We start from the raw sequence: 25806 nt of genomic DNA, 5'->3' as shown, positions 1-25806 counted from the left end.
CGTTTTCCTTATTTTCCCGCAGCGCCGAAATTTTGACCGTTCCGAGGCGGAGGTGGTAAACTATTAGGTGCCATATTACGTACGAGGAGCGCTAACCGTTATGCCAAAGTTTAAAAATTTCGCGGCGAAAAAAGGGAAGCTGGATCAGGCGAAAAACAACATGTTCGTCAAGCTGGCCCGGGAAATTTATATGGAAGCGAGGAAGGGCGGTCCGAATCCGGACGGCAATTTCAAGCTGAAGACGGCGATCGCCAATGCGCGCCAGATCAATATGCCGAACGAGAATATCGAGCGGGCGATCAAGAAGGCGACCGGCGGAGGAGACAACGTCGAATACGAGGAAATCATTTACGAAGGGTACGGACCGGGCGGCGTCGCCATTATGGTAAAATGCTTGACGGATAACCGGAACCGGACGGCGGCCGACGTGCGGGCCATTTTCAACAAACGGGGCGGAAATATGGGCGAATCGGGCTGCGTGTCGTACATGTTCGACGAGAAGGGCGTTCTGACGATCGATCGCGAAGACCGGGAGCTCGACGAAGATACGGTCATGATGGAAGCGCTCGAGGCGGGAGCGGAGGACGTGATCGCCGGCGAGGACAGCTTTGAGATCATAACCCATCCCCACGAGTTCGAATCGGTCAAAACGGCGCTCGAGAGCGGCGGCTATACGTTCGACAGCGCCTCGATCCGCTGGGTGCCGCAAAATTACGTCAAGGTCGAGGGCGAAAACGCGGACAAGCTGATGAGGATGATGGAAGGCTTCGACGACAACGACGACGTGCAGGACGTGTACGCCAACTTCGAAACCGAGTAAAGCGCCGGATCGCGCGAGCGGCGATGCCGCTTGCCGGAACGATCCTTGGAGAACCCATCTTCGGCCTCGCGCCGCGGGTGGGTTTTTTTGCGGGCCGGACGGCCGTCGTCCTGCGCGAACGTTTCCGTCGCGACCGGACCGCGTGTTATGATAGTACGAAGCAGGGTAACGGTTCGATAAGCGCCGTGGACCAAGGAAGGGGAAGACCGAACATGAAATCTCTCGTGCTGGCCGAAAAGCCGAGCGTGGCCAAAGAAATCGCCCGCGTGCTCGGGGCGACCGCGAAGCAAAAAAGCTGGTTCGAAGGCCCGAAGCACGTCGTGACGTGGGCGCTCGGCCATCTGGTCGAGCTTGCGGAGCCGGAGGATTACGACCCGAGCTATAAAACGTGGCGGCTCGATGATTTGCCGATCGTTCCGGGCGAGATGAAGCTGAAGGTGATCCGGGAAACATCGCATCAATATAAGGCGGTCGCGCAGCTGTGCAAACGGTCCGACATCGGCGAGCTGATCATCGCGACCGACGCGGGCCGGGAAGGGGAGCTCGTCGCCCGCTGGATCATGGAGCTCGTCCGCTGGAACAAGCCGTTCAAGCGTCTGTGGATTTCGTCGCAGACGGACAAGGCGATCCGCGAAGGATTCGAGCGTCTGAAGCCGGGTCGGGATTACGACAGGCTGTATAAATCCGCCGTGTGCCGCGCGGAGGCGGACTGGCTGATCGGGCTTAACGTGACGCGGGCGCTGACGAGCAAATACAACGCGCAGCTCGCCGCCGGACGCGTGCAAACGCCGACGCTGGCGATGGTGATGGAGCGCGAGCGGGAAATCGCCGCCTTCCGGCCCGTCCCGTATTGGACGGTGACGGCCGATTTCGGCGGCTTTACCGCCATGTGGCGGAAGGACGACCGGCACGACGGCCGGCTGTACGATCAGGCGGAAGCGGAAGCGATTTGCGCGCGCATTCGCGGCAAGGAGGCGGTCGCGGAGCACGTTCGCCGGACGGAGCGGAGCGAGCCGCATCCGCTCGCCTACGATTTGACCGAGCTGCAGCGGGACGCGAACAAGCGGCTCGGCTTCTCGGCGAAGCAGACGTCGAACGTGCTGCAGCGCTTGTACGAGCAGCACAAGCTCGTGACGTATCCGCGGACCGATTCGCGCTACTTGACGTCCGACATGGCGCCTACGTTCAAAAGCAGGCTGGAAAGCGTGGCGACGGGGCCGTACGCCAGCCTGGCGCGCGCGCTGCTGCGGAAGCCGCTGGCGATCACGAAGCGGATCGTCGACGACTCGAAGGTGTCCGACCACCACGCGATCATCCCGACCGAGCAGTACGTTCAGCTCGGCGCCTTGAGCGCGGACGAGCGCCGGCTGTACGATTTGATCGTGCGGCGGTTTATCGCGCTGTTTTACGGACCGAGCGTTTACGACGAAACGTCGCTCGTCATCCGCGCGGGGGACGACCGCTTTTATGCGCGGGGCTACGTGCAGAAGGAGGCCGGCTGGAAGGAGCTGTACGGAGGCGCTCAGGCGGCGGACGACGACGAGGACGAGGCGGACGACGGACGGGAGTCCGCGGAGGATGGCGGCGGCCGGGCGTCGGCGAAGCTGCCGTCGCAGTCGCTGCCCGAGCTGGAGAGCGGCCGGCGGCTCGAGGCGAAACACTGCCGCGCCCAGGAGCATAAAACGAAGCCGCCGGCCCGGCATACCGAGGCGTCGCTGCTCGCGGGCATGGAGAAGCGCGGCCTCGGCACGCCGGCGACGCGCGCCGACGTCATCGAGAAGCTGCTCCATACGGATACGATCGAGCGGCAGCAAAACCGGCTCGTGCCGACCGGCAAAGGCAAGCAGCTGATCGAGCTCGTCGCGGAAGATTTGCGCTCCCCCGATTTGACCGCCGAATGGGAGCGGGAGCTGGAGCGCATCGCCCAAGGAAAAGGCGATCCGAAGGCGTTCATGGCCGGCATTCGCGCGCGGGCGGCGAGCCTTGTCGCCGAGGTGAAGACGAGCGCGAAGGAATACAAGCCGCATAACCTGACCCATTCGAAATGTCCGGATTGCGGCGAACGGATGATGGAAGTAAGCGGCAAGCGCGGCAAAATGCTCGTCTGCCCGAGCCGGGAGTGCGGCTACCGGCGGGCCGCCGAGCCGGCGCTGTCCGGCAGACGGTGCCCGCAGTGCCGGAAGCGGATGGAAATTCACGACGGCAAGGCGGGGAAATATTTTCAATGCCGCCCGTGCAACGTCGTCGAGAAGCTGGAGGACGGCCCCGGCGGCGGAGGCCGGGCCGGACGCAAGCAGCAGGCGCAGCTCGCCCGCCAGTACAGCGACAACGTGTCGCTCGGCTCGAGCCTCGGCGATGCGCTGAAGGCGGCGCTGGAGCGCGGCGGCGACAAGTAAGCGATCGTACCGCAAGCGCGGTCTTCCGCACGGCGGGCGAAGCCCGGCTCGCTTCGCGCAAACGCGGCGAATATGCAAAGAAACGCCTCGATCCGCAAGCTGAGCGGGTCGGGGCGTTCCCGATTTCACGGCCGGAAAAGCGGGAGCTTTTCCGGCTATTTTTAACGCGAAAACATCAAAGCGCCGCCATCGCGGGCCGCGTGCTAGTACATCAGCTTCCAAAGCAGCAAGCACGCCAGGCAGCACAGCCACGAGACGAGGCCGAAGACGATGACGATGCGGTTTTCCGACCAGCCGTATTTCAAGCTGTAATGGAAATGGATCGGCGTCATCCGGAAGATGCGCAGCTTCGTCCGTTTGAAGTACCATACTTGCAAAATGACGGACAGCTGCTCCGCGAAGTAAACGAGAAACAGAAGCGGGATCAGCAGTTCGACTTTTTCGAGCATCGCCAAAAACGCGAGCGAGCCGCCGATCGCCAGCGAGCCGGTGTCGCCCATGAACGCTTTGGCCGGGTACATGTTGTAGATGAGCAGGCCGAGCAGGCAGGCGATCATCGTCAGGCAAAACAGCTTCACTTCCGGATAGTCGCTGATGACGAAGAAGAAAAAGTAGGTCGGAATCGCCACCACGATCAGCAGCCCGTCCAGCCCGTCCGTAAAGTTGATCGCGTTGGCCGAGCCGACGATGAACAGCGACATGACGGCCAAATAGACGATCGGCGCCATGTCCAGCTTCCAGTCTCCGTAGACGGCGATGCTCGTCTCGAGCGGGACGATTTGAAACAGGACGGCGATGAGCGCGAACGTGAACAAAAATTGCAGCGCCAGCTTCATTTTGCCCGAGGCGCCGCGCGGGTCCTGGTAAGCCGCTTTCTTAAAGTCGTCGAGGAAGCCGATCGCGCCGAACAGCACGAACGCGGCGCATAGAAACAGGCTGAGCGGGCTGTGCGAGTACAAGCCGACGAGCAGCACCCCGACGAGAAAAATGAGGCCGGCCATAAGCGGCGTTCCTTTTTTCGCCTGGTGATCGGCCGGCAGCTCGGCCCGGATCGGCTGCGTCAGCCGCAGCGTCCGCAACCCGCGGATGAGCGCGGGAGTCAGCAGGGCGACGGATGCGAAGGAAAGGGCGGATACGCCCAAGGCGGTCCATTCCATGTCCGATTGGCTCCTTTCGCGAAGCTTCGGTCAAGCTTTCGCGTTCGGTACTCGTTTGTACTAGTATAGTTTCTGCGGTTGGACAAATATTCCTGCAAAAAATACGCCGGCGGCAAGACAAAGGCTGCCCGGGTCAGCGGACAGCCGTTCGATTCGGCGGGCAGTTATTGCACGATGGTCAAAATCTCGTCCACCTCTTTGCGGGCGAGACGGCCCGGCTGCTCGACCGGATGGCCGAGCGCGATGACCATGTTGATTTGCCGGCTCTCGTCGATGCCGAGATAGTCGCGCAGACGATGCTGCGCCAGCAGCACCGGGCCGGTCATCGGACACGTCGCGAGTCCGCGGGCGTGGGCGGCGAGCATCAAGTTTTGCGCCGCCAGGCAGCTGCTCTTGATGCCTTCCTCGGCCCAAACCGCGTCGTCGACGAGCGCGATCGGATCGAAAATGCGTTCGCGGAACTTGGAATTGTACGGCGTGGCGAGCAGGACGATCAATACCGGCGCGTCGGAAAACGCCGTCGCGTAAGGACCGAACGACTTCGTCAGCAGCTTCGCTTCGCGGGCGAGCCCTCTTTGCTCCGCCTCGGCGGCGCGCTTGTGCAGCTCGTCCCACGTCATTTGTTCGATTTGCTTGATTTTGTCGCGATTCATGACCGCGATAAATTCCCACGTTTGCGAGTTCGTATCGCTCGGCGCGTATCGGGCGCAGTCGATCAGCTCTTTGACGTCGTCGACGGATACGTCCTTGTCCGTAAATTTGCGGACGCTGCGCCGGTCGAGCACGATTTGCTTGAAAGCTTCATAGGTCATATGCAAAATTCCGCCTTTACAGGGTAGTCGATAGCACGGAAGCCCGGAAGCGCCCGGTCTTTAAGACCAGGTACTAATGCCTTTTCCATTATAGCCGATCGACCGGCCACTGTCACCCCGCAACGTCTCTTTTGCGAAAAATGGTCCAGGCGAGCGCGATAAAGACGGCGTAGTACAGGACGAGCATCGTGACGGAAAAGCCGAGCGTCATCCCTTCGAACGGGGGCTTGCGCCCGCCGAAGTAGACGCTCAGATCGGTATTGGCGAACAAAATGTATTTCGCCCACGTTTTTTTCAAATGGATCAAGGCGGTCATGACCGAACCGGAGGCGAACATGATGACGAACGCCAGCGATATGGCGAGCGCGCTGGAACGGAACACGGTCGAGATCATGAAAGCGAACGTGACGTTGATGACGAGCTCGACGAGCCGGAAGCCGTATTCGCGCAATATTCCGCCCATCGTGAGCGGCACTCCGTTCTGCGCCGCGCCGAACGTCAGAAAGCCGATGACGACCGTGCTTACGAACAGCAGCGCGAGAAGCGCGAGCATGAACAGCAGCACGGCGATATATTTCGCGAGCAGCACCTTGGAGCGTCCGACCGGACGGATGAGCAGCAGCTTGATCGTCCCCCACGTGAATTCGCCCGCCACGATGTCCGCCGCGATGACGACGGAGAAGATAAAGACGAGAAACGTCATCGACGACGCGTTGCTGATATACGTCATCGCGCTGGCGCCGCCGCCGACCGCGAACGATTTGAGCAGCACGGCGAAGGCGATCGCGGCCGCCAGCACGAGCGCGGCCATCGCCCAGGTGCGGGGACGGCGGTAAATTTTCATGTTCTCGTTCCGGATCAAATTTAGCAAGCTAGACAATTCGGCCACCCCTCGTCATTTCCAGGAATTGATCCTCCAGCGTCTTCGACGCCGCCTTGACCCCGTAAACGCGAACGTCCGCCTGCACGAGCAGCCGAACGAGCTCGGGAATGTCTTCGTACCCGAGGCTGGCGGCGAACCCTCCCGGCTGCGCCGAAACGTCCGCCCCCGGCATCGCTCTTGCGGCGACATCCGCCGCCAGGCGCGCCGGCTCGGCGACGAACGTTACCCGGACGGCGCCTTCCTCCGCCCCGACCAGGTCCCGCACCTGCCGCACGTCCACGAGCTTGCCGCTTTGAATGATGGCGACGCGGTCGCACATCAGCTCCATCTCGGACAGCAGATGGCTCGAGACGACGACGGCCGTTCCTTCCTCGTTGGCCAGCCTCCGCAAATAGTCGCGCAGCTCGCGGATGCCCTCGGGATCGAGGCCGTTCGTCGGCTCGTCCAATATAAGCACGTCCGGCTTGTGCAAAATCGCCTGGGCGACGCCGAGCCGCTGGCGCATGCCGAGCGAGTACGTTTTCACTTTATCGTGAATCCGGTTTTCCAGTTTCACCAGCTCGACGACTTCGTCGATCCGGTCGCGGGAAATGCCGGGGATCATTCGCGCGAAATGGATCAAGTTTTGATACCCGGTCAAAAACTTGTACAGCTCCGGATTTTCCACGATCGCCCCGACGTGCTTCATCGCCCGCTCGAACTGCTTGTTCACGCTGATGCCGTTCACGAGCACTTCGCCTTCGCTCATCGAGATAAGTCCGACCATCATCCGGATCGTCGTCGTTTTGCCGGCGCCGTTCGGACCGAGAAAGCCGAACACTTCGCCTTTCGGCACGTCGAACGTCAGACGGTCGACGATCGTTTTGCCGTGGATCCGTTTCGTCACATTGCGCAATTGTACAACGGGCTGCTGCGGCATCGTTCAACCTCCACTCGTGTAAGTAGGGAAATTATACCATAGGTTCGGCTCCGTACCAAAAAGCCGGGCGACTTCATCCGGCGGCTCGGGGAGATGCCGGGCGGAACGCGGGCAAAAAAGTGTAAAGCGACGCCCGTTTTTTGCATGGCAATCGGGCGCGGTTCCTTTTATGCTAGTGGTGTAAGCGCAGCTGCGGGCCGTCGGCAGACGGCTCTCGAACGAAGGAGCGGAAAGGAAGGTGTCGAGTATGTCGATGGCGCAAGCCGAGGTGCTGGCGACGGGCGGCTTGATCGGCTTTTGGAGCTTCGGCGAGCCGGCCGGGGAAGAGCGGACGTCGGCGGGACCGCATGCGTACCGGCTGCGCGAGATGAACGGTCCGATCGCCCGCGCGGACGAAGGGGTGTTCGGTCCGCACGCGGCCCGGCTCGAGTTCGGCCAATGGTTTCGCATTCCGCGGGCGGAATGTCCGGCGTTGGACGTGCATGGAGCGGAAGGGCGGGTAACGGTCGCCGCGTGGCTGAAATGGGGCCGGTCGGATTACAACGGCTGCGAAGCGGTCGCCGGCATGTGGGACGAGTCGCGGCTGAAGCGGCAATACTGCCTGTTTCTCAACCTGCGCATATGGGACAGCGCCGAGCAAGTGTGCGGCCACGTATCCTCGATCGGCGGTCCGACGCCCGGCTACCGATACTGCATGGATTCGGCGATCGGGCGGACGCCGGTAACGCGGGACGAGTGGCATTTCGTCGCCTTTACGTACGACGGCGTTTACGCGAAGGCGTACCTCGACGGGCGTCTGGACGAGCGCGAGCGGTTCAACCCGTACCGTTACGAAGGCGGGCTGTACGACGGCGGGCCGGACGGCGCCGATTTTACGGTCGGCGCGGTCAGCCGGTCCGGCGAGCCCGGCAATTTTTTCACCGGCCTGCTCGGCGGGCTCGCCGTATTTGACCGGGCGCTCGGGGCGGACGAGATCGAACGCCTCGCCGCAAGAACCGTCACGAATCGGTAGTCCGATAATGGTGCCGCCGGGCGAGTTTACCGCGAGCGGCTACGCGGAGCGAAGGGGAGTGCGATCATTTGCCGAAAAACCGTACGAAAACGGAACGATTCGCCCAATTTGTCGGCATATTTCTGATCGTCGTGCTGATCGCGATCGTCTTGTTTTTGCTGCTAGCGGCGCTTATCCCGGCGGCGGGCGATGCGGGCGTCGCGGTCCTTGTCGGCGTCGTCCTCTCGCTTCAGCTATCGTTTCTTATCGCCTACGTGATGACGTATGCGAAAAGGGAGTAACCGTGCGCGCGAGGAGGACCGGAGACGGAAAGGACGGGGGCGGACGGAAAGTCCTGACGGACATGGCGGCCGTTAATCGGTCGATTTCGGCCCGTTTCGAGTTTTTACGGACACAGCAGCCGCTATTTGGCGAAATTGTCTCTGTCGGGCGGCATTTCGTCGCAAATAAGTGCCGTCGTGACCGTTACGATTGGAAAACGGCGCATTTTTGCGAAATAAGCTCCGTGGTGTCCGTTAGATTCTTCTCCCGCGACGGTTGAACCCCCACGCCCGTTCGGGGGGAGCCGTCTTCCCCTCGGCCCGCCTCCGGCCGCGCGCTCCCCGTAAACGACCGGGCGCGGCCGCCGCACCGCTTCGCGCAGCCAAAAAACGCGCAACCGTCAGGTTCGCGTTTTTTTGGCTGCCCATTTTTTACTCCTTCAGCCGCATCCAGCTGTCGAACTCGTGAACGGCGTAGCCGCCGTACGACGGATGGCTCGACAAAGCCCCGACGACGGTACCCAGCTCGCTCGTCATCGCGGCCCGGCCTTTCGCGTAAAAGCTGCTGTTCGCCTCGTAATTGTTCATCGTCTCCACGCCGATGACGATCGGCTTGCCGGCCGCTTCGGTCAGCTCCTTGGAGACGGCTTTGACGATGCCTTCCGCGTTGTCGATGTACGCCATCATCGTAATGTGGTCGAACCGGCCGATGATGTAATCGGTCAGCGTCGTCGTTCCGCCTTTGCCGTCGGGAACGAGAAACCCGTCGAGCCAAACGGGAATGTCGACGCCCGTCGTCAAATACGAATCCGACTTCACTTGCTGGGCGAAGCCGCTGACCGTATCCATCCAGTACCCGATCAGCGTATCCCGGTCGGTCTGCCATTGCGGCAGCACGTACGGCTCCACGTCGAGATGGATGCCGCCGAACCTCTCGGACGACCGGGAGCCGTTATTGTACGCCTTTACCCAGTAAATGAAGTCGTACAGCTCTCCCTGGTGTCCGGGCAGCACCCAATCCGGCTTGCCGGCGAGCGCATGCACTTCGATGCCCCGGGCGCCGGCTTCCCGGATAAACGTCCGGTACACGTCCGGGGGGATGTCGTCGTCCGCCTGCAAGTAGACGAGGTTGATGCCGTTTTGGGCGAGATAATCGAGCGTCCCGTCCTTATCTCTCCAGATGGCGTACGTGTTCCACATCCACGTCGCGGCGATTTTGCCCGTGCCTTCGGCCGCCGCCCTCGGGGTCGGCCCGATTTGCGCAGGGAGTACGGCCGGCCCTGCGAGCGCGAGGCACAGAAGCGCTTTTGCGGCAAAACGGGTCATCTTGTTGTTCATCTCATCCTCCTATTATGTATTGGCGCCGGCAAGACGACTCTTGCCGGCGCGGATTTAACGGGTGCAAACGAACGTGCCGGAATCCTGCAGCTCCATCGCCGATTCGCATTTCGGCTGTTCCTTCACTTCCTCGTACGCGATGCCGTATTCGTCCAGCCGGTTTTTGTTCGAGAACGCGTAGGAGAAATAGGCCGTTACCGGCTGCTCCGCCTGCTTCAGCGTTTGCAGCTGGCGCTTCAAATTCCGGTTCGCGTCCGATTGCAGGTTGAAGTACGAGTACGACACCAGGGCGACGTTGACGAACAGGACGCCGACCATCAGCCAGCTGACGCCGCGAATCACTTTGCGTTCCTCGAAGCTGAAGCCGAGCAGCGCGATGATGAACGGCAGCAGCCACAGATGCGGAACGTAGCGGGCCCACCACGCCGCATAGTTGATAAAGACGGAAGCGAACAGGATGGCGAGCAGGCCGAGCACGACCATCGTTCGCGGAATGTTGAACAGAAACGACATGACCAGAACGAGCAGGCACAGGACGAGCACGCCGCTGAACAGCGGACCGAAGCCGCTGATCGCCGTATCCGGGATGCCGTAATATTTCAGCTCCTCCATTTTGACCGTAAACGGCGTCTTGAGCGTCGTCGCGTCCCGTTTCGTGCTGTTGCCTTCCGCCTGCGAGAAGTAGGAGACGATCGCTTCCTCGACCCGGTTCATCGTCATGAAGCTGGTCGGCGTGAACGCGGCCACGACGTCCTTGGCGTCCTCGCCGGCGAGCGGATAAAACGGGTTATGGTCCCGCACCGTGTTGGTCACGTACGGATTGAAGCCCAGAATGACGACTCCGATGATCGTGGCGGCCGTCATCGCGACGAACATCTTTTTAAGCACGTCGTGCTTTTGCGCGATATAGAGCGCGAGGATCAGGCCGATGCAAAAAATGCCGACATAGGCGATCGCCGTAAATTTGTTGTTGATCGTCAGCGCCATGCAGAGCGCGAACGCGACCATCAAGTAATGGCTGTACCGCAAATAGACGAGTACGCCGAGCGCCGCGAGACTGATGAGCAGCGAGCCGAGCTGGCCGTCGACGTAAAAGCTGAGGCTTTGGTACATGCTGACCGGATTGCAGGCGAGCAGAAGGGCGAACACGGCGGCGAGTCCCTTTTTGCGCGGCAAGCATTCGGCCAGGGCGGCGAAGCTGAGAAAGAACGAAGCCAAAATGAGCGCGAAGTTGAACACTTTGCTCAGCTCGATTTGCCCCGTCACGGCATACAGGGCGGCGGCGATCGTTTCCCCGGCCTTCGCGTAGTGGTCGATCCAGATGGCGTACGGAACGCCTTGCTCCCCGAGCGGCTTGTCGTAAAACGGGTTCCAGCCGGCGGCCATCTGCAAAATGCCTTCCTGGTGGTACGTCTGGCCGTCGTAGCTGAGGTCGTAAAAATGGCCGCTGATACCGAGGAAGACGCAAAACAGCGCGCCGGACACGATCAGGCCGATGCCGAAATAAACCGGATGCCGCTCCGGAAAGTAAGCTTTCGCCGCAAACCAGACGAACGCCAGCGTCGCGGCGAGCGCCACGAACAGGTTGACGGCCGTGACGGAAACGTTCGCGAGAAACAATAGCGTCGTTACCGCGAAGCAGGCGGCCGTAAAAACGAGCAGAAAAAATCCGGCAAGCAGGCTCGTATGTTGAATGCGGTCCTTCATGATCTATCTCTCTCCTTACTCCGCGAAAATTTACACCAAGAGCGAAGCGAGCCACCCGACCAGCGTGCCGACGCCCAGGCCGCCGGCGATTTCGATTTTCGAATGGCCCTGCTTCTCCCTCAAATTCGAATGCGCCCCGCCGGGATGTCTGCGCGAAATGTCGTTGATCCAGCGGGAATTTTCCCCGACTGCCCGCCGTACGCCGGTCGCGTCGATCATGACGATCATGAGCGCGGCGACGGCGAGCCCGAACAAGGGGCTGTCCCATCCGGCGGTAAAGCCGATCGTCGCCGCGATCGAGGAGACGACGGACGTGTGCGTGCTCGGAAAGCCGCCGTTGCCGATATGCTTCCGCGCCTCCTTGCCGTGCCTGACGGAATTGACGGCGAATTTCAGGCAGCCGGACACGACCCAGGCGATCGGCGGTACGGCTGCGAACAAATAGCTGTGTACGTCGTTCATCACGTATAATCGATCCCCCGTATGCGCAAGGCGTCTTTGGTCAAGCGCGCGAGATAAAGGCGACGCCGATTAAAATAAAGCCGATGCCGAGCCATTTCATGGCGCTGAACGATTCGCTGAACAAGTAATAGCCGGCCACGGCGACGATGACGTAGCTGAGGCTGACCATCGGATAGGCGACGCTGACGTTCATTTGCCTCAGCGTCAGCAGCCAGAACAGCGAGCTGAGGGCGTAGGAGCACAGCCCGGCCAGCACCGGCCACGAACCGAGCATTTTCACGACGGCCGGGCCGTGATTCCAAAGCGGCTTCGGATGAACGAGCCCCCACTTCATCAGCAGTTGCCCGACGACGCCGAGCAGAACGGACGTCAAAAGCCAGACGATTTTCATCCCGATCCCCCCGCATCACTCCAAATAAATCAAAATAAGCGCGACCGAAAAGGCGTACAGCATGACCGTAACGAGAATGTGCCGGTCTTCGAACAGCACCTTTTCCGGCTTGCCGCCCTTGTTTTCCATATGAATCAGGTACAAGTACCGGAACACCCCGTACAGCACGAAAATAAGCGTCCACATCAGATGAATCGTATGGCCGGACGTAAACGTGAACAAGGCGTAGCTCATAATCGTCGCCGTCGTCACGACGCTGGTCAGCTGGTTCAGCAGCTCGATCGAATAAAAATCGAGCACTTTCCGATGCGCCCCTTTGCCCGCCTGCAGCGAAGCGACTTCGTGCCTCCGCTTGCTGACCGCGAGGAAGACGGACAGCAGCATCGTACAGATGAGAAACCACGGGGTCAGCGACACGCCGATGACGAGGCCGCCGCCGATGGCGCGCAGCACGAACCCGGAGGCGACGATCAGGACGTCGACGATGACGACGTGCTTGAATTTGAACGAGTATCCGACGTTCAGCAGGAAATAGACGAGCAGCAGCAGGGCGAACAGCGGGCTGAACGCGAACGCCGAGACGAGCGAGAAGACGAGCAGCGCGGCCCCGAGCAGCAAAGCGCCTGCCGGATGGATCGCGCCGGAAGCCATCGGACGGTGACGCTTTTCCGGATGCATCCGGTCCGCTTCGCGATCGACGAAGTCGTTCAAAATGTAAACGCAGCTCGAGACGAGGCAGAACAGCACGAAGCCGGCGATCGAATGAAACAGCATGTCCATGCTCGACTTTTTAATGGAAAAGATCAGGGCGGCGAACACGAGCAAATTTTTCGTCCATTGCCGCGGGCGAAGCTGAATGAAGTACATGTAGAGCGAATAGGGGAACGAAGCCGCCTTTTTCGTCTTGGCGTCGACGTTCGAGTTCGGTATAGTCATCGATCAACCTTCCTTTTCTCCAGAGCTTCTGAACGTGCGGCGAACAAACGGACTCGCCTTGCTTGCCAGAGGGATACTCCTTTCCGAAACAATCTCCAATCTACGATTATAGTACTTTATAAAGAACGCCACATTTGATTATAAAGAAACAGTTGTTCTTTATAAAGCACAAAATCAGCGAGGTATTCGGGGGATTTCGGAGAAAAACGGGGGATTTCGTTCTTTTTATAGAATAATGTCGAGTATTTGCAATTTTTACTTTTCATTTTTTTGCGTTATACTCGTAAGTGGTTCTTTAATGAGAACGACAAGCGGCGACGTATACCCTTCGCAGGGAAAACTCTTACAAGGATGTCATGAGAGTATGATAGGGAAGCGAGTGAAGCATCTGCGCCTCGAAAGAGGAATCTCGTTGTCGGAGCTGGCGGAGTCTGCCGGAGTGGCGAAGTCTTACCTCAGCATGATCGAACGAAACATTCAAACGAATCCGTCGATTCATTTTTTGGAAAAGCTCGCGAAGGTGCTGCGGGTGAACGTGGAATATTTGCTTTATTCCGAAAGGGGGGACGAGTCCGGCAAAACGGCGAACGACCCGGGGGCGCTGCCCTCCGAATGGGTTCAGCTCATTCGCGGCGCGATCGTCTCGGGCGTCAGCAAGTCCGAGGTCGAGCAGTTTATCGAAGGAAAAATCAAGGAATTGTCGGACAACCGAATACGCAAATAGGCCGTCCGGCGAACGGTTCGCCTTGGCGGCGTTCGGCCAGCGGCTCATAGAGAGAGGAACTACCCGGAGCAAGGAGGGAAACGTACCGTATGACCGAAAGCGCATCGCACATTATCGTTCTCGCTTATCTATTAATCCTGCTCATCGTTCTCGTTTTCGTCGGTCTGTTCGGTTTGCGGGCCTGGTCGATCTGGTTCGATCGCCAAACGAAGCGGTACACGCTCAAGCATCAAGACTATTTCGAGTACGTCAAATCGCATCTGCACGAAGAAGCGCCGCTCGGCAAGCCGTCCGGCGCGCTGACGAAAACGGAGCTGAAAGTCATACAAAACAAGCTGTTCGAGTGGATGGAAAAAATCGTCGGCGGCGAGCGCGACAAGCTGACGCAGCTATGCCGCGACCTCGGCCTCGTGGAGCTGAACATACGCCGGCTGCGCAGCGAAATTCATTGGACCCGGCTCGACGCAGCGTACAACCTCGGCGTCATGCAGGCGCACGAAGCGATTCCGGAGCTGCTGCAGCTGCTGGGGGAGGAGCGTTACGGCTCTCCCGCCTTCGTCATCGCACGCGCGATCTCGAAGAGCGCGCAAACGGAGGACGAGCTGGACCGGATGGTCCGCACGATCGCGAAGCACCGCAAGCGGTCGCACCGGCTCGTCGCCGAAGTGCTCGCTTTATCGCGCGTCGACAGCACGCCGATGCTCATCGGCTATTTGCGGGAAAACGACGACGAGCTGGCGAAAATCGCCTTGACCGCCCTGCAAAACCGGGAGCTTCCCGGCGCGCTCGGCCTGCTGTCGCCGTTCGTCCGGGCGGACGATCCGGAGCTGCGGCTGCTCGCCGTGCAGGCGCTGGTCGGACAAGCCGCGCAGCTGACGGAAGGGCATATGGCGGAGCTGCTGCGCCACGAGGACGCGGACGTCCGGCTCGCCGTCGTCGACGCTTTGGGCCGTCTCGACCGGCCGTATGCGCTCGGCCTGCTGAAGACGGGGATGACGGACTCCGACCGGCGCGTCCGGTCCCAAAGCGCGCGGAGCCTGGCCGGTTTGGAGGACGAAGGCTTTCGCGCTCTGTGCGAGGTAGCCAGCGGCAGCGAGCCGGGGGAGGCGGCTCTCGCCGGCGAAGTGATTCAGGAGGAGCTGACGCGAGGCGCGCTCGGCTTCGACGATTTCGAGACGGCGATGCGGCACAGCCGCCGGCTCGGCATTTATCGGCAATTTTTTGACGCGCCCGAAACCGGTTTGCAGCCAAGCGGCATGGCTCTCGGCTTGTCGAAAGGGGATACTGCATGAAACAACTGCTACTTGGCTACGCCTTGTTCGCCTTATATTCGGTACTCGCCGTATACGCGTTTTATTTGGTCATCATGCTGCTGTCGCACAAGCGGATCATCCGCATCATCAAAGGCTCGAAATACGCGCGTTACCGCGAGCTGTCCGGTTCCGAGCAAGTGCCTCCGGTTTCCATACTCGTTCCTTCCTATAACGAGGAGCTGACCATCATCGAGAGCGTCCGCTCCCTCCTGAATCTCGGCTACCCTTCCTACGAGGTGATCGTCATCAACGACGGCTCGAAGGATCGTACGCTGCAGGTGCTGATCGACGAATTCGACCTGCTGCCGAAGGCGAATCATACCGCGGGCGAGGAGGAACAGCTCGAGGCGAAGCCGATCAGGGGCGTGTACTACAACCCCCGCTATCCGAAGCTGTACGTCGTCGACAAAGAAAACGGCGGCAAGGCGGATGCGCTCAACGTCGGGATCAACGTATCGCATTATCCGCTCGTGGCGACGATCGACGCCGATTCGCTGCTCGAGAAGGACGCGCTGATCCGGCTCGCTTCGGTCTATATGGAAAACCCGGAGGAAACGATCGCGATCGGCGGCAACGTCCGCGTCGCCAACGGCTGCAAAATCGAGAACGGCTGCGTCACGGAAGTGAACCTTCCCCGCAAGCTGCTGCCGATGTTTCAAAACATCGAATATTTGAAGTCGTTTCTCGCCGGCCGCATCGGATGGAGCGCGATCAACGGTCTTATTATCGTGTCCGGCGCGTTCGGCCTGTTCCGCAAAGATTACTTGATCAAGGTGGACGGCTACCGGGACGGGTTCCCGGGCGAAGACATGAACATCATCATCAAGCTGCACAAGCATATGCTCGACAACAATCTCCCGTACCGGATCGCCTATTGTCCGGACGCGGTATGCTGGACGCAGGCGCCGGAGTCGCTGCGCATCCTGCAAAGCCAGCGGAAGCGCTGGTCGCGCGGCAACATCAAAAACATTTTCAAATACAGCAGCATGATGTTCGTGCCGAAATACCGGGCGGTCGGCCTGCTGTCCATGCCGTATACGCTCATCTTCGAAACGCTCGGCCCGTACTTGCGCATTACCGGCTACCTGGCGCTGATCGCGTACATCTCGCTCGGCATGGCCGACTACCGGATGATGCTGCTTATCGTCGGCGTCAGCCTGCTCGTCGAAATATTGTTCAGCTGCGGCGCCCTGCTGATCGAGGAAATCGCGTTCCGGCGGTACCCGAGGTTCAAGGATTTGGTCAAAATGATGGTATATTCCGTGCTGATGACGCTCGGCTACAACCAGATCAACGTATATTGGAAAATACTCGGCCATATCGACTATATCCGCAACGACGACTCGTGGGGCGTCATGGTCCGCACGAGCTGGAAAAACGAAACGGCCGGTCCGAAGCCGGCGCTCCCCAACCAATCCGTCAACAATCAAACCGTGTAGAGGTGATGCGAAATGTCGACGCAATTATTCGGGCATACGGCGACCGCGCACGAGCTGTTCGTTCGGCTGAACCGGCTGCTCGTGGAATCGAACGAAACGACGTGCGGACTTATCGTGACCCGGCGCGTGCTGGACGAGAACGGTCTGAACCGGCTGAAGAACGATGTGACAAAGACGGAGGCAAGCCGAGAGGCGCAGGTCGTATACGAAGCGGCGAGCGGCCTGCTGGCGATTTTGCTTCCCGACCAAAAGCTGAGCGACACGCACTACGTCTCGCTCTCGGTCAAACGGCTTTTGCAGGGCGACGGTCCGGGCGGCGCGCTCGTCATCGCCGGCTTTCCCGAATGCGGCGTGCCGAAAGAAGCGGACATGCTGGCGATGCAGGACATGCTGACCGGCGAGGCGGATCAGGACGGCGCGATTTTGATCTACAACCAGCCGGAGCAATCGCGCCAATCGTTTACGATCCTGATCGTCGACGAAGACGAGACGGCGTGCGAGCTGCTCGATTCCCGGCTTCGCCTGAAAGGCTACGAGGTGTTCAAGGCGACGAACGGGCTGGACGGCTTGCGGCTGTTCGACGCGCTGCGGCCGGACCTAGTCATCACGGAGCTGTCGCTGACCGCGCTGGGCGGCTACGAGCTGATCCGCGCCATTCGCGGGCGGAAGGAAGCGGGCGGGACATGCGGCATTCTGGTGCTGTCGGAAAACCGCGTGGAGCGGGACATTAGCGCCTGCTTCGAGCTCGGGGTCTCCGATTATATCAAGAAGCCGTTTTCCCCGATCGAGCTGGAGGCGAGGGTGCGCCGGCTGCTGGAAAGAGAGGTGCGGCTCGCTTGATGAAACGGGCGAAAACGACCGGAGATTTGAGCGGATTGCGAAGGGAGCTGGAATTGTTCATTTACCGGGCGCAGCATTTTTCCCGCGAGTCGCCCCGCCCGCTCGATACGTACGTGGGGGAGCTGAGCGACATATTGCGCAAAGTGCTCGGCGACGGGGTGGATAAAGCGTGAAACGGTTCGACGACTACCCGAAATCGTTCAAAAAAATGGTCCGCTTCATCCGCCAGGAAGCGACGCTCGAGCAAATTCGCGGCATGCAGCACATTTTCGGCAGTACGGTCGCCTGGCGGCTCGAAATGCTGCAGCGCACGCCGCGGGACAACGAACCGCAGACAGCGTCCGGCCGTCGCGGCAAGTGAGGAGAATACGTAGCCCATATGAAACGAAACATCAAGCTTCGCCTAAGTCTCGCCATTGTTCTCGTCCTGCTGATCGGCTATTTCGGATGGCAGCATTTTCGGCCACTGAACGCGGAGGGAGCGCTCGTGGAAAGCGCAAAGCTGGATAACGGCCTGAACGTCAAATTTCGCACGCAGGGCGACCGGATCGAATTGTTCGAGGACGGGGACTGGAAGCCCTTTTTCGCCAAAGGCGTCAACGTCGGGGCGACCTTGCCCGGGCACGATCCGGGGGAGCTGTCGATCGACAAGAAGACGTTTATGCGCTGGTTCGCCCAAATCAAGGAGCTGGGCGCGAACGTCATTCGCGTCTATACGATTCACGAGCCGGTGTTCTACGAAGCGTTGGTCGAGTTCAACGAGGCGCACCGGGATTCGCCCCTCTATTTCATCCAGGGGGTGTGGTCGCCGGAGGAGCAATTGGTCAAAACGCACGACGCGTTAAGCCCGCTCGTGACGAAGGAGTTCAAGAAGGAAATCATTTACGCCGTCGGAGCCGTATACGGCGACGCGAACATTCCGAAGGAGGTCGGCAAAGCTCACGGCCGGTACAGGACGAACGCGGGGCCGTATTTGCTCGGCTGGAGCGTCGGAACGGAATGGGACCCGGTCATCGTCGAAGCGACCGACAAAGCGCATCCGGGGATCGAGCCGTATCAAGGCACGTATTTCAAGGCGAAGGAAGGCGCGACGGCGTTCGAAAACATGCTGGCGGAAATGCTCGACACGCTGGCGGCGTTCGAATCGAAGCAGGGCTGGCAGCATCCGTACGCGTTCACGAACTGGGTGTCGACCGACCCGCTTACGCATCCGGGCGAAATCGACCGCGCCGAAGATTTGGTCGGCGTCGATCCGATGCATATCGAGCCCGCGGGCTGGGAAGCCGGCTATTTCGCCTCGTTCCACGCGTACCCGTATTACCCGGAGTTTTTCCGCAGCGACGAAACGATCAAAAACGTGAAGAACGACAAGGGCGAAACCGACACGTACAAGGCGTATCTCCGCCTGCTGAAGCAGCACCACAAGGACGTTCCGATCATGGTGACGGAGTTCGGCGTTCCGGCTTCGCTCGGGATCGGCCACATCACAGGCCTCGGCCGCAATCAGGGCGGGCATACCGAGGAGGAGCAGGGCAACATCAACGCCGATCTGCTGCGCGAAATCGTCCAGGAAAAGTACGCCGGCGCGATCCTGTTCATGTGGCAGGACGAATGGTTCAAGCGGACGTGGAATACGCAGGATTTCGAGCAGCCGGTCGACCGGCGCAAATATTGGCTGAACGTGCTCACGAACGAGAAGCTGTTCGGGCTTGTCGGGATGTACTCGAGCAAGGACGGCCCGCTGCTGATCGACGGCAAGCTGGACGATTGGGCCGCCGTCAAGGACAAGAAACAGTTCGATCCCGGCGTGCCCGGCTGGAAAACGATGTGGGTGACCCACGACGAGGCGTACGTCTACGTCGCCGCCGAGCTGGAGCATGAATTCGATCCCGAGAAGCAGCTTCTGTACATCGGGGCGGATACGATGGAGGGCGGCAACCGGCACGCGAAGGAGCTCGGCGACCGGACGCTGAGCGAAGGGCTGGAGACGCTCGTTGCGATCGGCCGGACGATGGAGAGCGAGGTGCGCATCGCCTCGAACTACGACTTCACGACCCGCCTGTGGGGGACGATCAACGGCATGGCCCCGTACGACGAAAACGAAATGGTCGACGACTCCGGCCTGTTCAATCCGTGGCGTTTGATCGTCGACATGGAGTTCAGCCCGCCTGCGGCGAAGCACTACCGGCCGTACAAAGATCTTCCCGCCGGCCAGCTGAGACGGGGGACGACCGATCCGTCGTCGCCGGACTACAACTCGCTGTCGATGTGGCAGGCGCAAGGCAACGTCGTCGAGATGCGCATCCCGTGGATGCTGCTCGGCTTCGCCGATCCGAGCTCGCTGCGCGCGGTCAACTACGAGATCAAGGACGGCAAAATGCAAAACCAAAGGGTGGACGGCATCCGTCTCGTGCCGTGGCTCGCGGACCGGGCGACGAACCGGATCGTCGGCCTCGGCGACGGCAGCGCGCCGGTCGACGTATCCAAGCTGCCGAAATACAAGTGGAAGCCGTGGAACTCGGTGCAGTACCAGGAACGGCTGAAAAAGAGCTACCCGATCATGCAGAAGGCGTTCCATGACATCGGCGACGTCTACGACAACGGATAGAAGCTTCGGCCGCCTGCGGCCCGCCATAATCGCGACGATTACGGCGGGCTTTTCGCGCTTCCCGGGCGCGGCACCGGCCGTTCCGCCCGACGGCTGCCCTACCCTGTAGAGCGGCTCCCCACTTATCTTGAACGAACGAGGGGCCGTCTCACCCGCACAATCGCGTGTTGGCGGACGTTTGGGACTCTTATTTTTGAAATTCGGCCAGCGGGGATACGGATATCCGGCTTGCCGCCGAAGGGCGAATGCGCCGTTCCTGCACGGCCCCGCCTAGCCGCCGCCGCGCGCAACTTCTTTGCAAAGGTACATTTTTCGTTGGACGGTCCCGTAGAACGGAGCGGGTGCGCACCGGTATGATGAATACGGGATGGTGATGCGATTGAGGTCGGAAACGGTTGCAGGGGGAGCGGCGGACGAAGCGGCGCGGAAACCGGCCGGGGGCGGCAAGTCGGTCTGGAGAAGGCTGGCCCTGCAATGGGACGTCCAGCTGATGGTCGTGCCGGCGCTGCTTTTCATCTTCGTGTTCATGTACATTCCGATGTACGGCGTCCTGATGGCTTTCCAGGACTACGATCTGTTCAAAGGGTTTTTCGGCAGTCCGTGGGTCGGGTTCAAACATTTCCGGACGTTTTTCGAAGCGCCGGAGTTTTGGAGCGTCATGCGCAATACGGTCGTCATCAGCGCGCTGAAGCTGCTCGTCGGCTTTCCGGCGCCGATCGTCCTGGCGCTTATGCTGAACGAAGTGCGCCATCTGGCATTCAAACGGATCGTGCAGACGGTCAGCTATTTGCCGCATTTCCTGTCGTGGGTCATCGTCTCGGGGCTCGTCATCTCGCTCCTGTCGGTCGACGGCGGCAGTCTGAACATCGCGCTGCAAAAGCTGCGGCTGATCGCCGAGCCGATCCATTTTTTATCCGTCCCCGATTATTTTTGGGCGATTCTCGTGACGACCGGCGTCTGGAAGGAGGCCGGGTTCGCCGCCATCGTCTATTTGGCCGCGATCGCCGGAGTCGACCCGCATCTGTACGAGGCGGCGTCCATCGACGGCGCGAGCCGGCTGCAGCAAATGGCGCTCGTGACGCTTCCGTCGATCTCGCCCGTCATTGTCATTTTCCTCATCCTCGCGGTCGGGAACGCGCTGAACGCGGGCTTCGAGGACATCCTGCTGCTCGCCCGCAATCCGGCGCTGCGGGACGTTTCCGACGTCATCGATACGTACGCGTACCGGGTCGGCATACTCGGCTCGCGGTATTCGTACGCGACGGCGGTCGGCTTGTTCAAGGCGGTTATAAGCGTCGGCCTGCTGACGATCGCCAACGGCATCGCCAGAAAGTTCGGCGTCAGCTTATGGTGATTCCGCGCGAGGAGGTGAGCCCCGCATGAAGCCGAGCCGGGGGGACCGGATGCTGCAGGCGTCGATTTACGCGCTGCTGGCCGCGTTCGGGATCGCCACGCTGTATCCGTTCTGGAACGCGCTCGTCGTCTCGTTCAATACGGGCACGGATACGGCGCTGGGCGGACCGACCGTATGGCCGCGGCAGTTTACGCTGGAAAATTATGCGATCGTCTTTCAGGACGGACGGCTGTCGAACGCGTTTCTGGTGTCGGCGGCGCGAACGGTCGCAGGCACGGCGCTTTCGATCTTGTTCACGGCGATGTTCGGCTACGGCATGTCGGTCCGGGGGCTGATCGGCAAAAAAGGTTACATGGTGTTTTGCGTCGTCACGCTCTATTTCAGCGGCGGACTCATTCCGTTTTTTTTGCTCGTCCGCCAGCTCGGCATGATGAACAGCTTTTGGGTCATGATCGTCCCGTCGCTGATCGGCGTCTGGAACATGATCGTGTTCCGCACGTTTTTCGCGGAGCTGCCGGCCGGACTCGCAGAGTCGGCGAAAATCGACGGCTGCGGCCATTTCGGCGTTTTTTTCAAAATCGTCGCTCCGCTTTCCGGCCCGGTCATCGCCACGCTGTCGCTGTTTACGGCGGTGTATCATTGGAACGACTGGTTTACGGCCGGCATTTTCATCTCGAAGCCGGAGCTGCTGCCGATCCAGACCGTACTCCAGCAAATCATGAACTCGAACATTATGTCCGAACAGCTGATGCAGACGAACGCGGCGGCCCAGGAGCATATGGCGAGAATGACGGGCGTCACGACGAAGTCGCTGACGATGGCGACGATGATGGTCGCGACGATTCCGGTCGTCCTCGTTTACCCGTTTCTGCAAAACTATTTCGTCAAAGGCGTGCTCGTCGGCTCGCTCAAGGAGTGAAATTACGGGCATTTGCGATGGGGGGAATCGGCATGAACGTTTCGAACGGCAAACGCGCCCTGCTCGCGGCGGCGCTCGGTCTCGCACTGGCCGCCTCCGGCTGCGACAAGGGCGAGGGCGGGGAAACCGGTCAGCCGGACGACGCGGAAGGCAAGTTCGCGTTCGGCGAAACGCCGCTGTCGTTCAGCTTTTACGGCAGCTACGACTGGTACACGATGCAGCCGTGGGGCGAAGATATGGCGACGAAATGGATCAAGGACAACAAGAAGGTGAACGTGACCGCCATCCCGTCCGGCGGCGCGGCGGCGCAAAAGCTGAACACGATGATCGCCGCGGACGAGCTGCCCGACGTCATCTTCACCGAACGGGGACCCGACGTGGAACGGCTTCGCAAAGCCGGCAAGCTCGTGGCGCTCGATCCGTATTTGGACAAATACCCGAATTTGAAAACATGGGCGTCGCCGGCCGCCATCGGCATGCTCCGGTCCGAGGACGGCAAGCTGTACCAGTTTCCGAACTGGTACACGAAGCTGCCGACCGGCAACGGCGGCTATATCGTCAACAAAACCATATACAAGGAGCTCGGCGCGCCGAGGCTGGAAACGTTCGACGACCTGCATGCGTTCCTGAAAAAGGTAAAGGAACGGTACCCGAACGTCATCCCGTTCGAGGTTTCGATCGCCGGTCAAGGGATCGACGTGCTGTACTCCGGGTTCGCAAACGACCATCCGACCCAGTTCGTTTCGCAGCTGGCGGTGCCGCAGGGCGACCGGCTGACGTCGCTGTTCGCCGACCCGGTCTACAAGGAAACGATGCAGTTTGCGGGCAGGCTGTACCGCGAAAAGCTGATGACGCAGGACGCGCTGACGCAGACGCTCGATCAGGTGCGGGAAAAGGTGACGGCCGGGAGGGTCGCCGTCGCGGCGGCGCACAACGTGACCGACCTCGGCAAGCGCGGCACCGTCGCGCTGCAGGCGAAGGATCCGGAAGCCGGCTATTCGATTATTTGGCCGCTGCGCAAGGAAGGAGTCGACAAAACCAAAGTTTGGGCGACCGGGTACGACGCGCTCGGCTGGAACGTGAACGTCATTACGACCCGCGCCAAAAATCCGGAAGGCATATTCGCCTACCTGGACTGGCTGACCGGAGAGGAAGGGCAGCGGCTGATCAACTTCGGGCCGGAAGGAACGTACTGGCAAGGAGTCGACGATCTCGGCGCCCCGAAGCTGAAACAGGAATATTTCGACCGGTCGGCGGAGGTGGCGCGGCTGCTCGGGGTATGGGATACGTTCACATGGGCCGGCAACGCCTCGTTTTTGAGCGGGATCAACGATCGGGTCATGCGGCAGTATCCGCCGGGCAAGGAAGATTGGGGAGCGGCGGCGCAAAGCGCGGTAACGCGCAAAACGTCGTACAACGTGACCGAGTTCATCAGCCTCGATCCGGCGCCCGATTCGGAGGAAGGCATTATCGCCCAGCGCGTGCAGGACATTTACGCCGAAGCGCGAGCGAAAATGCTGTACGCGAAAAGCGACGACGAAGTCGCCGCGCTGCTCGACAAGGCGAACAAAGACGCGAACCAGGCGGGCTACGGGAAGCTGCTGAAATACAAGACGGACAAATGGCGGGAAAACCTGAAAAAAATGGGTGCGAAGTGACGGGGAAGGTGTTCGTTATATAGATCATCGACGCTTGCCGCAATTGCTCGAAATCGGAACGGTATTGACGAAAAAACGTACGCGGCATACAATCGTATTAAGGATTGATGGCGGAATCTCGGGCGAACCGACGTTCCGCCTAAAGTCCCATTGTTGCCCTTGATGTGCGTTATAATGAACAATGGGGGAGTGACGATGACGATTGCCATACGGCGAACGCGGCATGCGGCCGCAACGATCGCGGCGGTGCTGCTCGTATCCGGCTGCTACTCTTCGGCCGAGCCCGCCGCGACGCAGCCGCCGCAAACGGAGCAAGACGGGCCGAAGGGCGGCGAAACGGACGGGAGCGGCGGCTTCCGCCTCGGACAAGCCCCGCTTTCTTTTACTTTGTTCGGCAATTACGACTGGTACGAGATGCAGCCCTGGGGCGGCGACCCGGCGACGCGCTGGATCAAGGAGCATAAACGGGTCACCGTCGAAAGCGTGCCTTCCGGAGGGAAGGCGGCGCAGACGCTGAACGCGATGATCGCCTCCGGCGCGCTGCCTGACGTTATTTTCACCGAGCGCGGCGCGGACGTGGAGCGGCTGCGCAAAGCGGGCAAGCTCGTGCCGCTCGACGATTATTTGAACAAGTATCCGAATTTGAAAAAATGGGCGACGCCGGAGGCGATCCGTCTGCTCCGCTCGGACGACGGCAAGCTGTACCAGTTTCCGAACTGGCATACGGCGACGCCGACCGGCAACGGCGGCTACAGCGTGAACAAAATCATATACGAGGAGCTCGGTTCGCCTCCGCTGGAAACGTTCGACGATTTGTACCGGTATTTGCAGCGCGTCAAGCAAAGCTATCCGGACGTCGTTCCGTTCGAAACGAGCATTTTGGGACAAGGCGTCGACTTGCTGTACTCCGGGTTCGCGGGCGATCATCCGACGCTGTTCGTGTCGCAGCTGGCCGTTCCCGAAGGGGACAAGCTGACTTCGATATTCGCCGACCCGGTCTACAGGGAAACGATGCAGTTCGCGAGCAAGCTGTACCGGGAGAAGCTGCTGCCCCGGGATGCGCTCACGCAGACGCTGGAGCAGGTGCGCGACAAAGTGACGTCCGGCAAAACGGCGGTTATGGCGGCATACAACGTAACCGACCTGACTCGCCGGGGGAACTTGACGCAGCAGGCTTCCGCTTCCGGCGTCGGCTACAAGCTCATCTGGCCGCTGCGCAAGGCGGGAGTGGACCGGGCGAAAGTATGGCCGACGCAGTACGACACGACCGGCTGGAACGTATCCGTCATCACGACGAGCGCGGCCGATCCGGAAGGCATTTTCGCCTATCTGGACTGGCTTACCGGCGAGGAAGGGCAGCGCATTATGAATTTCGGGCCGGAAAGCTTGTACTGGAGCGGGACCGACGAGTCGGGAATGCCGCTGCTCAAGCCGAACTATTTCGACGAAACGGGCGAGATCAACCGGCTGCTCGGCGTATGGGACACGTTTCAATGGGCGGGCAATTCGACGTTTATGGGCAAAGTGTGGGAAAGCGTCGAGAAGCAGCGCCCGTCCTCGGAAAAAAGAAACGAGAAGGAGCCGAAGAAGGCGATCAACCTGGAAACGTCGTACGACGCGACGCCGTTCGTCAATTTGGACCCCGAACCGTCGTCGGAGGAAGGCCGCATCGCCGAAGCCGTCCGAAACATTTATACCGAAGCGAGGGCGAAAGCGCTTACGGCCGCAAGCGACGCCGAGGTGATCGCCGTCCTCGACCAAGCGGACAAGGAGGCGAAGGCGGCCGGCTACGACAGGCTGCTGCAGTACAAAACCGCCAAATGGCGCGAAAATCGCGCCAAAATGGGCGTCAAGTAGC

General features: G+C 60.4%; 24 protein-coding genes. 15 read left to right on the top strand and 9 right to left on the bottom strand.

From position 1 onward, the window contains the following. Positions 1 to 100 precede the first annotated feature (100 nt). Positions 101 to 820: a YebC/PmpR family DNA-binding transcriptional regulator gene (locus tag PV407_RS05990; protein WP_332088980.1), complete on the top strand. Its 720-nt coding sequence runs from the start codon at positions 101 to 103 to the stop codon at positions 818 to 820. A 212-nt stretch (positions 821 to 1032) separates the two neighbouring features. Next, on the top strand, positions 1033 to 3216 hold the full coding sequence (locus tag PV407_RS05985) for a DNA topoisomerase III (protein ID WP_332088979.1): 2184 nt from the start codon (positions 1033 to 1035) through the stop codon (positions 3214 to 3216). 203 nt (positions 3217 to 3419) lie between these two features. On the opposite strand, the gene mraY is transcribed toward PV407_RS05985, so the two are convergent. The 4 genes from mraY to PV407_RS05965 all read right to left on the bottom strand — a co-directional run bounded on the left by mraY (position 3420) and on the right by PV407_RS05965 (position 6987). After that, positions 3420 to 4373, bottom strand: coding sequence for a phospho-N-acetylmuramoyl-pentapeptide-transferase (gene mraY, locus PV407_RS05980; protein WP_332088978.1), 954 nt, complete (start codon positions 4371 to 4373; stop codon positions 3420 to 3422). A gap of 164 nt (positions 4374 to 4537) precedes the next feature. Continuing rightward, a complete protein-coding gene (locus PV407_RS05975) occupies positions 4538 to 5185 on the bottom strand; it encodes a nitroreductase family protein (protein WP_332088977.1) in 648 nt (215 codons plus the stop codon). A gap of 112 nt (positions 5186 to 5297) precedes the next feature. After that, complete coding sequence (locus PV407_RS05970; RefSeq protein WP_442951628.1) at positions 5298 to 6074, bottom strand: ABC transporter permease; 777 nt, start codon at positions 6072 to 6074, stop codon at positions 5298 to 5300. Further along, a complete protein-coding gene (locus PV407_RS05965; protein WP_332088975.1) occupies positions 6058 to 6987 on the bottom strand; it encodes an ABC transporter ATP-binding protein in 930 nt (309 codons plus the stop codon). The genes PV407_RS05970 and PV407_RS05965 overlap by 17 nt, the downstream gene beginning before the upstream one ends. Positions 6988 to 7234: 247 nt before the next feature. On the opposite strand from PV407_RS05965, the gene PV407_RS05960 reads away from it, so the two are divergent. Together PV407_RS05960 and PV407_RS05955 are read left to right on the top strand one after the other, a co-directional pair. Continuing rightward, on the top strand, positions 7235 to 7999 hold the full coding sequence (locus tag PV407_RS05960) for a LamG domain-containing protein (RefSeq protein WP_332089014.1): 765 nt from the start codon (positions 7235 to 7237) through the stop codon (positions 7997 to 7999). Between the two features lie 68 nt (positions 8000 to 8067). Then, the gene (locus PV407_RS05955; protein WP_332088974.1) at positions 8068 to 8280 is read left to right on the top strand and encodes a hypothetical protein; all 213 of its coding nucleotides are present in this window, start codon (positions 8068 to 8070) and stop codon (positions 8278 to 8280) included. Positions 8281 to 8691: 411 nt separating this feature from the next. Here the strand turns inward: PV407_RS05955 and PV407_RS05950 are convergent, their stop codons facing one another. The 5 genes from PV407_RS05950 to PV407_RS05930 are packed head-to-tail and all read right to left on the bottom strand — an operon-like array spanning position 8692 to position 13093. After that, positions 8692 to 9597 carry a hypothetical protein gene (locus tag PV407_RS05950; protein WP_332088973.1) on the bottom strand — a complete coding sequence of 302 codons (906 nt, stop codon included), beginning with the start codon at positions 9595 to 9597 and terminating at the stop codon, positions 8692 to 8694. Between the two features lie 54 nt (positions 9598 to 9651). Further along, entirely contained in the window at positions 9652 to 11304 is a 1653-nt protein-coding gene (locus tag PV407_RS05945; RefSeq protein ID WP_332088972.1) for a hypothetical protein, read from the bottom strand. Between the two features lie 30 nt (positions 11305 to 11334). Next, complete coding sequence (locus PV407_RS05940; RefSeq protein ID WP_332089013.1) at positions 11335 to 11766, bottom strand: divergent PAP2 family protein; 432 nt, start codon at positions 11764 to 11766, stop codon at positions 11335 to 11337. 40 nt (positions 11767 to 11806) lie between these two features. After that, the gene (locus PV407_RS05935) at positions 11807 to 12157 is read right to left on the bottom strand and encodes an EamA family transporter (protein ID WP_332088971.1); all 351 of its coding nucleotides are present in this window, start codon (positions 12155 to 12157) and stop codon (positions 11807 to 11809) included. A gap of 15 nt (positions 12158 to 12172) precedes the next feature. Further along, complete coding sequence (locus PV407_RS05930) at positions 12173 to 13093, bottom strand: decaprenyl-phosphate phosphoribosyltransferase (RefSeq protein WP_332088970.1); 921 nt, start codon at positions 13091 to 13093, stop codon at positions 12173 to 12175. A gap of 364 nt (positions 13094 to 13457) precedes the next feature. Here PV407_RS05930 and PV407_RS05925 point away from each other — a divergent pair, with 364 nt between their 5' ends. From PV407_RS05925 to PV407_RS05875, 11 genes are all read left to right on the top strand, one after another. Further along, the gene (locus tag PV407_RS05925; RefSeq protein ID WP_332088969.1) at positions 13458 to 13817 is read left to right on the top strand and encodes a helix-turn-helix domain-containing protein; all 360 of its coding nucleotides are present in this window, start codon (positions 13458 to 13460) and stop codon (positions 13815 to 13817) included. An 89-nt stretch (positions 13818 to 13906) separates the two neighbouring features. Further along, complete coding sequence (locus PV407_RS05920; protein WP_332088968.1) at positions 13907 to 15109, top strand: HEAT repeat domain-containing protein; 1203 nt, start codon at positions 13907 to 13909, stop codon at positions 15107 to 15109. Next, a complete protein-coding gene (locus PV407_RS05915) occupies positions 15106 to 16569 on the top strand; it encodes a glycosyltransferase family 2 protein (RefSeq protein WP_332088967.1) in 1464 nt (487 codons plus the stop codon). The genes PV407_RS05920 and PV407_RS05915 overlap by 4 nt, the downstream gene beginning before the upstream one ends. 12 nt (positions 16570 to 16581) lie before the next feature. Beyond that, positions 16582 to 17409, top strand: a complete 828-nt coding sequence (locus PV407_RS05910) for a response regulator transcription factor (RefSeq protein ID WP_332088966.1) — start codon at positions 16582 to 16584, stop codon at positions 17407 to 17409. Continuing rightward, positions 17409 to 17582, top strand: a complete 174-nt coding sequence (locus PV407_RS05905) for a hypothetical protein (protein ID WP_332088965.1) — start codon at positions 17409 to 17411, stop codon at positions 17580 to 17582. Before PV407_RS05910 ends, PV407_RS05905 begins: the two co-directional genes overlap by 1 nt. Next, entirely contained in the window at positions 17579 to 17770 is a 192-nt protein-coding gene (locus PV407_RS05900) for a hypothetical protein (protein WP_332088964.1), read from the top strand. The genes PV407_RS05905 and PV407_RS05900 overlap by 4 nt, the downstream gene beginning before the upstream one ends. A gap of 18 nt (positions 17771 to 17788) precedes the next feature. Beyond that, on the top strand, positions 17789 to 20017 hold the full coding sequence (locus PV407_RS05895) for a hypothetical protein (protein WP_332088963.1): 2229 nt from the start codon (positions 17789 to 17791) through the stop codon (positions 20015 to 20017). A 490-nt stretch (positions 20018 to 20507) separates the two neighbouring features. Further along, positions 20508 to 21371, top strand: coding sequence for an ABC transporter permease (locus PV407_RS05890; protein WP_332089012.1), 864 nt, complete (start codon positions 20508 to 20510; stop codon positions 21369 to 21371). A gap of 25 nt (positions 21372 to 21396) precedes the next feature. After that, positions 21397 to 22290: a carbohydrate ABC transporter permease gene (locus tag PV407_RS05885; RefSeq protein ID WP_332088962.1), complete on the top strand. Its 894-nt coding sequence runs from the start codon at positions 21397 to 21399 to the stop codon at positions 22288 to 22290. Positions 22291 to 22322: 32 nt separating this feature from the next. Next, complete coding sequence (locus PV407_RS05880) at positions 22323 to 23948, top strand: extracellular solute-binding protein (protein WP_332088961.1); 1626 nt, start codon at positions 22323 to 22325, stop codon at positions 23946 to 23948. 195 nt (positions 23949 to 24143) lie between these two features. Then, the gene (locus PV407_RS05875; protein WP_332088960.1) at positions 24144 to 25805 is read left to right on the top strand and encodes an extracellular solute-binding protein; all 1662 of its coding nucleotides are present in this window, start codon (positions 24144 to 24146) and stop codon (positions 25803 to 25805) included. Position 25806 lies beyond the last annotated feature (1 nt).

The sequence above is a fragment of the Paenibacillus sp. GYB003 genome (genome assembly GCF_036577625.1).
In the GTDB taxonomy this organism is placed as follows: Bacteria; Bacillota; Bacilli; order Paenibacillales; family NBRC-103111; genus Paenibacillus_AB.
This window is presented reverse-complemented; position numbering and strand designations above follow the sequence as displayed.